This is a genomic window from Aquirufa antheringensis (assembly GCF_023921165.1).
Taxonomy (GTDB): Bacteria; Bacteroidota; Bacteroidia; order Cytophagales; family Spirosomataceae; genus Aquirufa; species Aquirufa antheringensis.
In genome coordinates, this window is sequence record NZ_CP049835.1 from 743,553 (window position 1) to 757,081 (window position 13,529).

General features: G+C 43.0%; 14 protein-coding genes. 7 read left to right on the top strand and 7 right to left on the bottom strand.

The window, feature by feature from the left end; translation table 11 throughout:
- Positions 1-139: 139 nt before the first annotated feature.
- Genes G9X63_RS03445 through G9X63_RS03455 form a run of 3 tightly spaced genes read right to left on the bottom strand, consistent with a single transcriptional unit; the run spans position 140 to position 2,277 of the window.
- Positions 140-820, bottom strand: coding sequence for a zinc metallopeptidase (locus G9X63_RS03445; protein WP_252624345.1), 681 nt, complete (start codon positions 818-820; stop codon positions 140-142).
- A gap of 4 nt (positions 821-824) precedes the next feature.
- Complete coding sequence (gene rfaE2 / locus G9X63_RS03450; protein ID WP_252624346.1) at positions 825-1,310, bottom strand: D-glycero-beta-D-manno-heptose 1-phosphate adenylyltransferase; 486 nt, start codon at positions 1,308-1,310, stop codon at positions 825-827.
- A complete protein-coding gene (locus G9X63_RS03455) occupies positions 1,294-2,277 on the bottom strand; it encodes a lysylphosphatidylglycerol synthase transmembrane domain-containing protein (protein ID WP_252624347.1) in 984 nt (327 codons plus the stop codon). Before G9X63_RS03455 ends, rfaE2 begins: the two co-directional genes overlap by 17 nt.
- A gap of 124 nt (positions 2,278-2,401) precedes the next feature.
- On the opposite strand from G9X63_RS03455, the gene G9X63_RS03460 reads away from it, so the two are divergent.
- From G9X63_RS03460 to G9X63_RS03470, 3 genes are read left to right on the top strand one after another with little or no spacing between them, the layout of a single operon-like run.
- Positions 2,402-3,211, top strand: coding sequence for a glycogen/starch synthase (locus tag G9X63_RS03460; protein WP_130895228.1), 810 nt, complete (start codon positions 2,402-2,404; stop codon positions 3,209-3,211).
- Entirely contained in the window at positions 3,162-4,532 is a 1,371-nt protein-coding gene (locus tag G9X63_RS03465; RefSeq protein WP_161566464.1) for a DUF4270 family protein, read from the top strand. Before G9X63_RS03460 ends, G9X63_RS03465 begins: the two co-directional genes overlap by 50 nt.
- A gap of 12 nt (positions 4,533-4,544) precedes the next feature.
- Positions 4,545-5,324, top strand: coding sequence for an amidohydrolase (locus tag G9X63_RS03470; RefSeq protein WP_252624349.1), 780 nt, complete (start codon positions 4,545-4,547; stop codon positions 5,322-5,324).
- Here G9X63_RS03470 and G9X63_RS03475 read toward each other — a convergent pair.
- Positions 5,305-6,012, bottom strand: coding sequence for an ABC transporter ATP-binding protein (locus G9X63_RS03475; protein ID WP_236633159.1), 708 nt, complete (start codon positions 6,010-6,012; stop codon positions 5,305-5,307). The genes G9X63_RS03470 and G9X63_RS03475 overlap by 20 nt on opposite strands.
- A gap of 51 nt (positions 6,013-6,063) precedes the next feature.
- Between G9X63_RS03475 and G9X63_RS03480 the strand changes: the two genes are divergently transcribed.
- Positions 6,064-7,275, top strand: coding sequence for a bifunctional 3,4-dihydroxy-2-butanone-4-phosphate synthase/GTP cyclohydrolase II (locus G9X63_RS03480; protein WP_130895231.1), 1,212 nt, complete (start codon positions 6,064-6,066; stop codon positions 7,273-7,275).
- A gap of 19 nt (positions 7,276-7,294) precedes the next feature.
- Here G9X63_RS03480 and G9X63_RS03485 read toward each other — a convergent pair whose 3' ends face one another.
- Positions 7,295-8,197 (bottom strand): prohibitin family protein, encoded by a 903-nt coding sequence (locus G9X63_RS03485; protein WP_130895232.1) that lies wholly within the window; start codon positions 8,195-8,197, stop codon positions 7,295-7,297.
- A 63-nt stretch (positions 8,198-8,260) separates the two neighbouring features.
- On the opposite strand from G9X63_RS03485, the gene G9X63_RS03490 reads away from it, so the two are divergent.
- The 3 genes from G9X63_RS03490 to kdsA are packed head-to-tail and all read left to right on the top strand — an operon-like array spanning position 8,261 to position 10,806.
- Positions 8,261-8,989, top strand: coding sequence for an ABC transporter ATP-binding protein (locus G9X63_RS03490; protein WP_130895233.1), 729 nt, complete (start codon positions 8,261-8,263; stop codon positions 8,987-8,989).
- A 1-nt stretch (position 8,990) separates the two neighbouring features.
- Positions 8,991-9,995, top strand: coding sequence for a UDP-N-acetylmuramate dehydrogenase (murB, locus tag G9X63_RS03495; protein ID WP_130923025.1), 1,005 nt, complete (start codon positions 8,991-8,993; stop codon positions 9,993-9,995).
- A gap of 1 nt (position 9,996) precedes the next feature.
- A complete protein-coding gene (gene kdsA / locus G9X63_RS03500) occupies positions 9,997-10,806 on the top strand; it encodes a 3-deoxy-8-phosphooctulonate synthase (RefSeq protein WP_252624351.1) in 810 nt (269 codons plus the stop codon).
- Here kdsA and G9X63_RS03505 read toward each other — a convergent pair.
- A complete protein-coding gene (locus G9X63_RS03505; protein ID WP_252624353.1) occupies positions 10,803-12,704 on the bottom strand; it encodes a ComEA family DNA-binding protein in 1,902 nt (633 codons plus the stop codon). The two genes, kdsA and G9X63_RS03505, sit on opposite strands and share 4 nt — an antisense overlap.
- 71 nt (positions 12,705-12,775) lie before the next feature.
- Positions 12,776-13,525 (bottom strand): hypothetical protein, encoded by a 750-nt coding sequence (locus G9X63_RS03510; protein ID WP_252624355.1) that lies wholly within the window; start codon positions 13,523-13,525, stop codon positions 12,776-12,778.
- Between the last annotated feature and the right edge of the window lie 4 nt (positions 13,526-13,529).

Below are 13,529 nucleotides of genomic sequence, written 5' to 3' on the forward strand. Positions count from 1 at the left end.
ATGGTTTTACTTCGGACTCTTTTCTTCCAGATTTAAACAAAAAAGGGAGCAAATGCTCCCTTTTTTGTTACCATATCTTTGCTCTTTGCTCTTTGCTCTATACTCTATACTCTATAATCTCTACTCTATAATCTCTACTCTAGTCATTTCTTCTCCCACCCAACAAATTCAAATAATACAGCAACTGCGCTAACATACCCAGCGCGGCCACGACGTAGGTCATAGCAGCCCACCAAAGCGCATCCTTTGACATCGCATATTCCGTAGGCGTTACGATTCCTTTTTCTTTAATCCAGTTTAGGGCTCTATTGGAAGCGTCAAATTCAACAGGTAAGGTGACAAAGCTAAATAAAGTGGCCATTGCAAAGAGAGCGACACCTATCGCTAGCAAGGTGGTGTTTCCGGTGGAATACAAGACCATCATTCCGATCATTAATAGGATGGGCATAAAGCCATTTGCAATGCTCAGCATGGGAACCATGGCGCTGCGGAATTGCAAGAAGGCGTAAGCTCTAGCGTGTTGAACCGCGTGGCCACATTCGTGCGCTGAAACAGCAGCGGCTGCTGCGTTACGGCCGTGATATACATCTGCACTTAAGTTGACTGTTTTGTCAGCAGGATTATAATGGTCGGTTAATTGTCCTTCCACTGAAATAACCCGAACATCCGTGATGCCATGATCTGCTAGCATACGCTCAGCAATTTCGTGGCCAGATAGGTTGCTCTGGATGGGTGTTTGTGAATAGGTTTTGAACTTGGATTTTAGTCGCCAAGAGATAAGCATACCTGCGACTCCGAAAAGGATGGCAATGAAATACATGGTTTTATTGTTTAAGTTTTTGAATGATTTTAGTAGTAGAGTAATCAGGGACTAGCGCGATGGTTTTGACGGATCCGCCAGCGGCAATCACTTCTTTGGCCCCCACAATCGTCTCAATAGTATAATCGTCCCCTTTTACAAGGACATCTGGCTGAAGGGCTTGAATGAGTTCTAAAGGGGTCGAATCCCCGAAAATGATAACCATCGAAACAAAACCCAGTGCAGCGATTAAGCGCGCTCGGGCATACTCCGCATTCACCGGTCTTTCGACTCCTTTCTCTAGGGTACGAACAGAGGCATCCGAGTTAACGGCAACGATCATTTTAGTGCCAAATTCGCTCGATTTCTCCAAATAATCTACATGGCCTAAATGCAAAATGTCGAAACATCCGTTCGTGAAAACGACTTTATCGCCGTTAGCTTTCCATTGTTTACGGAGTTCGATTCCCTGGACTAATGTGACAATTTTATGTTCAGTTCTGTTGTTCACGAGACGAAATTTTGGGTAAAAATAGGGTTAAAATAAAACTAAATCCACCCAATAACAACAAAGTAATCATTTGAGTTCCGTGGAAAAAGGTGGCTAGCATAAAGCCATCTTTGTAGGCAAGTGAATAGAATACAAAGGCTGAGGCCACTAGGCTGTGGTACGCCCCAATTCCTCCTTGCGTAGGTGTGGCCATCCCAAAAGTGCCCATCACTAAAACGGTGAGCGCTGCGCTCATGCCTAAATGTTCGCTACTAGGGAAAGCAAGAAAGAGGGTATAGGTGCTCAAATAATAGCAAAGCCAAATGCCCACACTATATCCGATAAATTTTCCGGGTTGGGCTAGGTGGCGAATGCTACCAATTCCAGCGACCCAGCCGAGGATCATTTTGCCCACTTTCGATTCGGCGCCGATGTTTTGGAGAAAATCTTTAAACTTCCATAAAATCACTAATCCCATTAAGCCTAGTATGGAAGCGGTGATAATTAAGGTGCCAGACGGCAAATGCAAGGTAGGGAAAAGGCTCTTCTGTAGGGGTTCCCACTCAAATAGAAACGTAATTCCAACCAGGGCTACTAGACTCAATAAATCCACAATCCTCTCTGTAATAACGGTGCCAAAGGATTCCTCAAACGGAATATCCGCCGTCTTTTTTAATGATCCGCAACGGGATACTTCGCCCAAGCGGGGGACTAGAAAGTTTGCAAAATAGCCAATTAATACGGCTGAAAAGGTGCGTACAGTGCCCGGCTGATAGTTCATTGCGTCTAATAATTGTTCCCAACGCAAGGCGCGCAATAGGTGGGAAAGGATGGCGATGACCACGGAAACGGCAACCCAATTGTAATCGGCTTGCTGGAAGGTGCTGATGATGTCATTCCAATGCAATTGGCTTTTAGAAAAAGCCCAATACAATAGGCCTCCGGCTAATAAACTAGATATAAGGTATTTTAAGATTGATTTTAGCATCTGGTTCTTTAATCAGAAGGCAAATTAAAGACCTTTCATTGTATAATGATGGTGATAATCCGATTATTTTTTTGTATTTTTGTAATGTTTTTTGGGGTAATTTGCCCCTAGTAATCAATTTAGAATGGCCAAATTACGTATTCTTTACGTTTCAAGTGAGGTAGATCCTTTTCAAAACACGTCAAAAATTGCTGATTTCGTACGCGCTCTTCCTACTGCTATGCAGGAGAGGGGAATGGAAATTAGAATTTTAGTGCCCCGATTCGGTTCGATCAATGAGCGTAAAAACCGATTGCACGAAGTAGTTCGTCTTTCAGGTATTACCATTCCAATGGGTGAGGAAGAAAAACCTTTGACCATTAAAGTAGCGAGTATTCCAGCTGCGAAATTACAAGTATACTTCATCGATAATGAAGATTATTACCAACGTAAATATGTGCTTACTGATAAAGAAGGCGCATTTTATGCGGACAATCACGAGCGTGCTATCTTCTTCTGTAAAGGAGCTTTAGAAACAGTTGTGAAGTTAGGTTGGGCTCCTGATATCATTCACTGCAATGACTGGATGTCTAGTTTAGTTCCTTTGTATGTATCGACGCATTACCAAAATCACCCGATTTACAAAGATTCGAAAACTATTTTCTCTCCACACAATTCTGCCTTTGATTTTGCGTTTGAAGCAGACGATTTGATCGAAAAAGTGAAGATCGGAGATTTAGATGAAGCACATTTAGGTAGCTTAGCCGGTGGAAATTACGAGGCATTTATCAAGATAGGTGCGGAGTATGCAGACAAAATAGTTTCTTTAGAAAATGCGGATAACAGCCGTATCCAATCGATTATTGATGAATATCAACATAAAACCTCTCAAAACATTGCCGACAATGACCTCGATTTCTTCGAAAAAACGTACTTGGAAATGTCCGGCAATTAAATGGGTAGGAATTCTTTCCTTATTCCTTGCATCTTGTGATACACCTAAAGAAATCGGCGACGATTTATTTAGTGTGGAAGTAGGGTTGAATTATTCAGATACGGTTACGATTAAGTCGTCTACCGTATTGATTGATTCTATCTATACGGGTTCGCCTAATACCTTGTTAGTCGGAAATTACACCCATCCCGTGTTAGGTACAGCTGAGGCTGCTGCGTATACACAGCTGTCTAATATTGATACACTTCGGGCTAAAAGCACGTCTGTTTTTGATTCATTGACACTTCGTTTAGCCTATGCTAATTACCAAGGAGATACGACAAAAACACAGACCATAAGTGTGTACCGTTTGTTAGATAGCTTAAATCGGGGAACTGACTATTTTGCTAATTCGGCTGTTCGCAACGACGCTTCGCTTTTAGGAAGACATACCTTTACTCCTAGACCTATTCGTTCGAAAGCCATTAATGGGGATTCTGTTCGTCTTGACACCTTGCGTTTTAGAATGTCAGATACGTTTGGGCGGGAATTACTCAGTAAATACGCGGATGTTACCGTAGGGGCTGGAAGTAAAGGATTTAGAGATTATTTTCCGGGTATGTTGTTCAAGGCATCGGCTACTTCTACGGGGGCATTAATCGGATTTAATCCAGGTTACTCTCGGATGACTTTGTATTACCACAACCCTGGTGATACGACTAAATATAATTTGGACTATTATTTTAGTCTTTCAAATGCCCTTTATCCTGAATTATTAGCTCGATTTAACCAGATTAAGTCTACTAAATCGGGTGCTTTAGCAGCTCTGCAAAATCCAGGTAACATTGTTTCATCCACTGCCACAAGTGGTATCACCTATATCCAGGCGGGTACGGGTGTCGCCACGAAAGTAGAATTTCCTTATCTACTTAACTTAAAAGGGAATCGCAATGTGGCAGTGAATAAGGCGGAATTGGTTTTGACAGCTGCAGACAATATTGATTTACAACAAACTATCGGTCAATTATCTATTGTAGAAACAAATGCGACGAATCGTACGCTACGAAATAGTTATGGTTTGAAGTATTTGCTATCAGAGGGTGGTTCGAGTGTGTTAACTGCCGCGATTGATCCAGGTGCTAAGACGTATACCTTCAATGTTACGACGGCTGTTCAATCGCTTTTAGTAGGAAAGCAGCCTAATACGGGTTGGTTGATTACGCCGGCTTTGACAGCTAACTCTGCAGGAAACACTAGAATTATCAATGAAAGTGCGCGTTTTGTGCCATTACAGGCCATGAAAGCTCGTTTGAAAATCTATTATTCTTATATTGCCAAATAAACACCGGCAATCATGATGAATCTACGGGTAAGCTTAGTTCAAACCGATTTAGTTTGGGAGGATCCTGCCGCTAATTGTGCTCAATTAGAGGAAAGGCTCGCTGACTTAGCTGGTAAAACAGATGTGGTCGTTTTGCCGGAAATGTTTGCAACGGGTTTCTCCATGTCACCCACCGGTGCCGAAATAGGTAGGGGACCTGTACTTCAGTGGATGCAGGTACAAGCAAGTCGGTTAGGGGCATTAATGATAGGCTCTCTAAAAGTAAAACAGCAAAATTCTTTTTTAAATCGCCTCTATGCCGTCCATCCAGATGGCTCTTTTGTGTCGTATGATAAACGCCATTTGTTTCGAATGGGTGCAGAAAACGAATTTTATCAAGCAGGTGACAAGCAGGTAATTGTTTCTTACAAGGGCTGGAACTTAGCGGTATTTATCTGCTATGATCTTCGCTTTCCTGTTTGGTCTCGTAATGTAGGAATGGCTTATGATGCGGCTATTTATGTAGCGAATTGGCCGGCTCCTCGGGCGAATGCTTGGAGGACTTTATTGCAGGCTCGCGCCATTGAAAATTTAGCCTATGTAGTGGGAGTGAATCGCGTAGGGACTGATGCGAATAACTTATCCTATGCGGGAGATTCCTTGCTTGTGGATTTTAAGGGCGGACTACAATTGGATTTGCAGGCTAAGGATCAAATCTTAACGAGTGAATTGTCCGCTGTTGACTTAGCAGATTTCAGAGCGAAATTCCCCGCGCACTTAGATGCTGATTTGTTTAGCTTGTCTTCTCTTTAAAGAACTTCTCTAAATCCTTGATTTCCTTCATTGGACGGTCACAGACTAATTTACCTTGGTGAATCAGTAGGACACGGTCACAAATGGCTTCCACCTCCGATAGGATGTGACTGGAGAATAAAATGATCCGGTCTTTTTGTAGACTTTTGATTAAGTGGCGGATTTCATCCCGTTGGTTCGGGTCTAGGCCGCTAGTAGGTTCGTCCAAAATCAATACCTTAGGATCATGTAAGATCGCCAGAGCAATGCCTACACGTTGCTGGTATCCTTTAGAGAGCTCCTGAATTTTCTTGTGCGCTTCTTTTTCAAGTCCCACCCATTCGATTACTTCTTGGATTCGCTTGTCTAGATTCGAGAGCTCGTGGATGTTTCCGATAAAGGCCAAAAACTCTCGGACATACATTTCCGGGTAGAGCGGATTTTTCTCGGCTAAATAGCCAATTCGCTTTTTGAGGCTAATCTCCTGTTCTTGGGGGTCTTTGCCATCGACAAGTACGCTACCTGTTGAGGGAGAAATGAGTCCTAACAGCATTTTTAATGTTGTCGATTTTCCCGCGCCGTTGGGTCCTAGAAATCCCACGATTTGGCCCTGTTCTAAACGGAAGTTTAGGTCCTGAACAGCGGATTGTTTTCCGTAGTTTTTAGAAAGATTTTTAGCCTCGATGAACATATTGACAAAGGTAGTCAAAAAGGGAATTATTTCGTGTAACTTTGTGTTTCTGATTCAAATGCCTACAAAATGCTAGATAAAATTCGCTTAGATCGTATCGAAGATGCCTTGGAAGATATTCGCCAAGGGAAAATAATTATAGTCGCTGACGATGAAGATCGAGAGAACGAGGGCGACATGATTTGCGCGTCGGAAGCGATTACGCCTGAGATTGTGAACTTTATGATTAAGGAGGCGCGTGGTTTGATGTGTGTGTCCTTGACGGATGAGCGTTGCCAGGCTTTGGGTTTAGAGATGATGGTGAATCAAAATACGACCTCTCACGAGACGCCATTTACGGTGTCTGTCGATCTGTTAGGCAACGGTTGCACTACGGGTATTTCTGCGCAAGATCGAGCAAAAACGATACAAGCGCTTGTCGACCCGGCTACTCAGCCGGCAGACCTAGGAAGACCCGGTCATATTTTTCCTTTAAAATCGCGTACCGAAGGTGTTTTGCGTCGTACGGGTCACACGGAAGCATCGATGGATTTCGCACGTCTAGCAGGCTTTAAACCCTCTGGTGTATTGATCGAAATCTTGAACGAGGATGGTAGTATGGCACGTTTGCCGGACTTGCGCGTGATCGCGGATAAGTTTGATTTGAAATTAGTGACCATTAAGGACTTGATCGAATACCGTTTGGCGAAAGAATCCCTTATCAAAAGAGAGATTGGCGTGAATATGCCTACCGAGTGGGGTTCCTTCGAATTAGTCGCTTTCAAGCAGATTAATACTGGCGACACCCACTTAGCGTTGATCAAGGGAAGCTGGGAGAAAGATGAACCGGTGATGGTGCGTGTTCATAGTTCTTGTGTGACAGGGGATATTTTTGGATCTTGTCGCTGTGATTGTGGCGAACAATTGCACGCCGCGATGGAAATGGTGGAGAAAGAGGGAAAAGGAGTGATTTTATATATGTTCCAAGAGGGTCGAGGAATCGGTCTAATCAATAAATTGAAAGCCTATAAATTGCAAGAGCAGGGCCGTGACACGGTGGAAGCTAATTTAGAACTAGGCTTTGCAATGGATGAGCGCGATTACGGCGTAGGTGCTCAGATTTTACGTGATTTAGGCATTCACAAGATCCGTTTGATTTCGAATAATCCGAAGAAAAGAGCGGGATTGATGGGTTATGGATTAGAGATTGTTGATTCGATCGGAATTGAGATACCAGCTAATCCACACAACAAGAAATACTTAGAAACGAAACGAGATAAAATGGGGCACGCGATTCGCTAGAATCACGTACCCCATTTTATTATTGATTCCCTAAAATGATGGGAGCACTTTTACCTCCCATAATAATCACTTTTGCGTTAGGGGATTTAGCTAATTCTTTTTGGGCAATAATCGACTCATATTGCAATTGCTTGTCGCTCAATCCCGTCGATAAAATCTTCTGGTAATCTGCGATACCCTGCGCTTCTACGCGCTTTCTCTCCGCTTCTTGCTTCTCTTTTTGTAGGACGAATTGCATCTTTTGTGCATCTTGTTCTGCATTGATTTTTGACTCAATGGTGGTCTTAACAGAAGTAGGAAGGTTGATATTACGGATCAATAATTGCTCTAACACTAAGCCACGTTTCTTGAAGTTCTTCTCGATGTCAGAGTAAATGCGTTGCTGGAATTCGTTCCGTTTTAACGAATAAAGGCCCACAGCATCGTAATAAACGGCATTATCGCGAATCATCGTACGGGTGATGGGACGAACAACCTTGTCCTTGTAGTTTTCTCCAATCTCCGCTAAAACATGCGGAGCTTCCGAAGGAATAATTCGAAAAAGTACAGTCAAGTCTACTACCACCTCTAATCCATCTTTCGTTAAAACGCGAATGGCATCGTCTCCGGCTTTGTCGCCCTCGTCGTGTACGCTAGACATGGTGTAGTTTTGTGTTTTGGCATCGAAAACGACCACTTTAGCTAAGGGATTCACGAAATTAAGTCCACTATTTAAAGTGGAAGATTGCACTTTTCCAAAGACGCTTTGAACGCCTACTTCACCTGCGTCTACTTGCACTACGGCAGAACTAGTTAGCCCTAGGATGGCAAAAACGGCCCCTACGACTTTCAACGTTTTGCTGTATTTAGAGAATACTAAATTAGGGTTAGCGATCGCGTTACCGCCGATAAACAACAAAACCCCGAGGAAGATGAAAAACATAGATTTTTGATTTAAATGTTATCAAATTTATCATAAAGTATTCAATAATCCCTAATTTTGAATATGATTGAAATCAAGGGTTTATCTAAATCTTTTAACGGTCGTGTAGTGCTCGATGACATTAGTGCGAATTTCCAACAAGGAAAGACGAATATGGTGATCGGTGGTAGTGGTACAGGTAAATCTGTACTGTTGAAATGCATGATCGGGATTTTAGTTCCAGAGCGAGGTAAAGTGCTGTATGATGGGCGTGATTTTTTAAAGGCTCATCAAGATGTGGTGAAAGAAATTAGACGCGAAATGGGCGTTTTGTTTCAAGGAGGAGCCCTTTTTGATTCTAAATCCGTTTTGGAAAATGTACGTTTCCCCTTGGATACCCTTACCTCCCAAACCCTCGAAGAAAAGAACGCACAAGCGATGCTTTGCTTGCAACGCGTCGGTCTAGAGAGTGCTGCTTTATTGATGCCATCCGAGATTTCAGGAGGTATGAAAAAGCGGGTAGGTATTGCGCGTGCCATTGTTATGAATCCGAAATATTTGTTCTGTGATGAGCCTAATTCAGGATTAGATCCATTAACGGCAGTGAAAATTGATTATTTAATCCAGGAAATCACGCAGGAATACAATATGACCACCGTAGTCATATCGCATGATATGAATTCGGTGATGCGGATGGGTGAATCGATCATTTTCTTGAAGGATGGGAAAAAGATTTGGGAAGGAAATTCAGACACCTTTCACCATTCTGGCGTTCCTGAATTAGAGGAGTTTTTGTCTACTAAATTAGTTTAATATGTTTTCTCTACGTGCATTTAATACGTTTGGGATTGAGGCGGAAGCTCGTCAATTCGTAGAGATTAGTTCCATTGATCAATATGTTGCCCTTCGTACATCAGGGGAATATGCCCATTTACCCCATCTTTTTTTAGGGGGGGGGAGTAATGTTTTGCTTACGCAAGCCCAAGAGGCTCTTATAGTTAAAATTTCGATTCCAGGTATTTCTGTCGTAAAGGAGGATGCTGATTTTGTGTGGTTGAAAGGCGGAGCTGGAGTGGTTTGGGATGAATTTGTACAATATGCAGTGAACCATGGCTGGTCCGGATTAGAGAATTTATCCTTGATTCCGGGAACGGTAGGTGCGGCTCCCATGCAAAATATAGGAGCTTATGGTGCAGAAATTAAAGATACGTTTGACTCCTTGGAGGCATTGAATCTACAGACATTGGCGATAGAGGTGTTTGATGCCAAAGCTTGTGCTTTTGGCTACCGTGAAAGCTTTTTCAAACGTGCCGGGAAAGGTTTATACCTAATCGGTTCTGTTACGTTCAAGTTATCCAAGAAACCTTCTGTTAAAACGTCATACGGCGCCATTCAGGAAGTCTTAGCGACTAAAGGTATTACCCAGCCCTCCATCCGAGACGTGGCAGATGCTGTGATTGAAATCCGCAAAAGTAAATTGCCTGATCCCAAAGAAATCGGTAACTCCGGTAGCTTCTTTAAGAATCCAACCGTTTCTGCCTCAGAAGCATCGCGACTGATGGCAGAATTCCCTGGTATCCCGAATTATCCTGTAGAGGGTAGCACGGAGGTTAAATTTCCGGCAGGTTGGTTTATTGAAAAAGCGGGTTGGAAAGGATTTAGAAGAGGGGATGCGGGGGTTCATGCAAAGCAGGCACTCGTTTTAGTGAATTATGGAGAGGCAACGGGCGCTGAGATTTTGGCCCTATCTGAAGAAATAAAGCAATCAATTAAAGACACATTCGGCGTTTCATTAGAGACCGAAGTAAATATTTTATAACATGACATTACCGACTTTAGATAATTTAGGCAAAGGCCCCTTTTTTTTGATGGCTGGATCTTGTGCGATTGAGAGCAACGATTTAGCTTTTGAGATTGCAGAAAAAATAGATGGTATCACGAAGGCGATGGGTATTCCTTATATTTTCAAAGGTTCCTACCGCAAAGCGAATCGGACTAAAATTGATTCCTTTACCGGTATTGGTGATATCAAAGCCTTGGAAATTTTGCAAGCGGTGGGTAAACATTATTCCTTGCCTACGGTGACAGATATTCACGAAAGTGCAGAAGCAGCCATGGCAGCGGCTTATGTCGATGTTTTGCAAATTCCCGCTTTCCTTTGCCGTCAAACCGATTTATTAGCAGCTGCTGCCCAAACAGGTAAAGCCGTGAATATCAAAAAAGGTCAGTTCATGTCAGGGGCTTCCATGCGTTTTGCCGTAGAAAAAGTATTACACGAGAATCCTGAGGCGGTTGTTTACTTAACAGATCGAGGTAATTCTTTTGGTTATGGTGATCTAGTAGTGGATTACCGTAATCTTCCGGAGATGTCTGCGATGAACGTTCCTGTTATCATGGATTGCACGCACTCCTTACAACGTCCGAATCAAACGACGGGTGTAACCGGTGGGCAACCTGCTTTGATTGAAACCATCGCTAAAGCAGCCATCGCTGTAGGTGCTAATGGAATCTTTATCGAAACTCATCCGAATCCTTCGGTAGCAAAATCGGATGGTGCTAATATGTTGCCATTAGATCAATTAGAGGGTCTACTTGAGAAATTATTGCGCGTTCGCGAAGCGATCGTTTAATGCATTTTATAGCTGATTTGAAGGGTAATATCGGTTTTGGTATTCCCTTCAATCGTATCTAAGCCAGAACCCACCTCCGTTCGATCGTGGTATTGAATACGTGCCCACTTAGCCGCTACAGAGATTTCTCTATTCCATTGATAGGCCATTACTAAGGTCGTTTTGATGGCCTTGCCCGCATACGCAGGCAAGAGGAAAGAATAGGGAACACCTGGTTCATAGGCATAATTTCGGGTATCATAGGTAGGCGTATTCATATAGGCAAAACGTCCCTGTACATTCCATTTGCCCTGATCCCATTTGATGTCTTGCAATAGTAAGTACCCGATCTCTGCACCTAGTTTAGAGGCCATTGCGCGCACGTGAAAATCCCAGGACTTAAGGGCTATGTAGTGTCCGTCCAGGCTGATTTGAATCATCAGATGTTTATCTTCTTTTTGAGTCCATTTGCCTTGAATGAATCCGCGGGCGCTATGCCTTTTATCCCACTGCAATCGACTCAAGAATTCCCAACCAGAGGTATTAGTGGCTACAATTTGGTATTTAGGGCCAGGGAAGCGAAAATAATCGACATAGGAGCTAAGCCTCATTCGCTTGTTGATTTGGTAACCTAGGCCAAGGAATAGGCCTATTTCGTTGAGATTTTCCGAGTTTTCAGATAGGCCATTGGATTTAGGACTAAAATAGCCTGCCCCATAGTGCCGGAATAAATAAGATACGTCCACTTTTTTAGAAAGTGAAGTGGCGGCGGATTGTATCAGAGAATAGTGATGATTATTTGAGTAGGCAAATTCACCCACCATTCGGATGTTTCGAAGGGGATATTGAAAGCTGATGGAATAATTTTCTAGTTCATTTCCAGCCCATTCGGGTTGTTTATAACCTAAACCACTAGGCTTAGATAAGGACCAATGAGTGAAAACACCAGTGAACTGAATGACGAGTGGCCTACTTAGAGGAGAATAAACTAGATTCGCCCCCGCCGTTTTTTCTTGCATCGCGTCTTTGTGGCTGATTTCCGAGTTAGTTCGATGGAAGCCATCTTCTACTCTTGTGCGTAAGTAGTTGCTTCCGGTAGAGTCAATTCCCGTTGTGGCATCTAAGTTTCTGTAGGATGCGAAAGTTTGGATTCGTAGGAATTCGCTGAGTTTTAGGGTGGTGTTGATTCCGCGATAAAAACCATATTCCATGCTGGAACTGTAGGCTAATCCTCCTAGGTTGAATTTTTGGGTAGCTTTAATGCTTTCAAAACTCTTACCTAAAGAAAATCCACCCGATTGAACAAGCCCTTGACCCCATTGGTTGATGAAATCGCCTAGGATGATTTTCTCTAAAATTCCTTTCGATTTAAACTCCACAAACCCACTACTAAAGTCGCTTAGGTTTTTTTCTCCCGCATCCTTTTGCAATAGAAATCCGATCCGAAGGTTCGCATTTAACTGCCCGCGGTATCGAAGCGTTTGATTCGTTCGGTCCCCCACATAACGTGTTTTGCTGCGCAAATCGGGTGCTGTAAACCCTTTCTTTGTCTCCGCTGTCCAATCCGTTTTAAATAAGATCTGATGGGTAGAGGAATGGGGTTTCCACCAGCGGGGATTAGGCGGATGGCATACTAAAAAATCCTGAATCCTGCGTAGGAAGTCAAGGTCCCAATTCGGAATGCTTTGTAACTCTAAAATGGATTGGAAGGTCCCTATTTGTTTGCGAAAGGCGATAAATAAAGCGATTTGTTCCGCGCTAAATAGGAGGGAGGATTGTAGTTCCGTTTCAGATACTAGATTGATATTTAGCGGATTGGTGATATAATAATCAAAACTGGATTGCTTTTCCTCTTCCTCCTGTGTGGGGATTTGGGCAAAACAGGCGAAAGAGGTTAGAAAGAACAAGATTGTTTTCAAGGGATTATTTTTCCTTGAAATTACCGGGTGTTCTAGGTTAAATGCGGGTTAAAACTGATAATGAAAATCAGTTAGTTGAACTTCCGTTCGATGAGTTGGTGTAGTTCTTGCCAAATAGCTTCATTCTCTGCTACTCGATACGCCTCATAGCGTTCCAAAAGGGCTTGAGACCAGGTTTCAGCTTCCGCCTCTTCATCGATGAATTGAATCAACGATTCTAGTTGCGCCACATCCCCTAGGAATATTTTTTGGATGAATTGAATTCGTTGGTGAAGGCTGATCGTGTCAGCGATGCGTTGCGTCATTTGCGATTCGACTTTGGACTTCAAAGAATCCGATGAACCACTTAATAAATCCTTTAGTCGCGTAAATTCCTCTTCTGAAGAATCTTCTAGGCTTTCTGGAGCCTCAAAATAAACCTCTGTATTCAATAAGTCGAAGGGCTCTGCTGGCGTTTCCGCTGGAGCATAGGGCGCATCTGGTGCTTCATAGGCATTCAATAAATCGGCAAAACTAGGCTGCGGTACGTCTTCTGCAACGGGAACAGCCAAGCTTTCTATCCACGAGCCCCAAATGAATGCTGGTAATGCTACTTGGTACAATAAGGTTTGGGCAATGCCTTCCCATTTCTCTAAAAAGCGTGGATTAGACCAGGGAAAATTAGGGAAGTTTTCTTGGGCTCGCGCTGAATTCAGCTGAGCTAACAAATCCACTTGAATGGATTCTATGATAGGAGTGGGAACCTCCCAGGCTAATACCTCTTGAAATGTGATTGATTCAGGTGAATCATTCCAGTATTGCAAGAATATATTAGGTGCCATAGGT

Coding starts and splice junctions, on each gene's coding strand:
- G9X63_RS03485 (WP_130895232.1), bottom strand. CDS start 8,197: ATGTTTTTCATCTTCCTCGGGGTTTTGTTGTTTATCGGCGGTAACGCG.
- G9X63_RS03480 (WP_130895231.1), top strand. CDS start 6,064: ATGCTAGATAAAATTCGCTTAGATCGTATCGAAGATGCCTTGGAAGAT.
- kdsA (WP_252624351.1), top strand. CDS start 9,997: ATGACATTACCGACTTTAGATAATTTAGGCAAAGGCCCCTTTTTTTTG.
- G9X63_RS03460 (WP_130895228.1), top strand. CDS start 2,402: ATGGCCAAATTACGTATTCTTTACGTTTCAAGTGAGGTAGATCCTTTT.
- G9X63_RS03510 (WP_252624355.1), bottom strand. CDS start 13,525: ATGGCACCTAATATATTCTTGCAATACTGGAATGATTCACCTGAATCA.
- G9X63_RS03455 (WP_252624347.1), bottom strand. CDS start 2,277: ATGCTAAAATCAATCTTAAAATACCTTATATCTAGTTTATTAGCCGGA.
- G9X63_RS03490 (WP_130895233.1), top strand. CDS start 8,261: ATGATTGAAATCAAGGGTTTATCTAAATCTTTTAACGGTCGTGTAGTG.
- G9X63_RS03445 (WP_252624345.1), bottom strand. CDS start 820: ATGTATTTCATTGCCATCCTTTTCGGAGTCGCAGGTATGCTTATCTCT.
- G9X63_RS03465 (WP_161566464.1), top strand. CDS start 3,162: ATGACCTCGATTTCTTCGAAAAAACGTACTTGGAAATGTCCGGCAATT.
- murB (WP_130923025.1), top strand. CDS start 8,991: ATGTTTTCTCTACGTGCATTTAATACGTTTGGGATTGAGGCGGAAGCT.
- G9X63_RS03470 (WP_252624349.1), top strand. CDS start 4,545: ATGATGAATCTACGGGTAAGCTTAGTTCAAACCGATTTAGTTTGGGAG.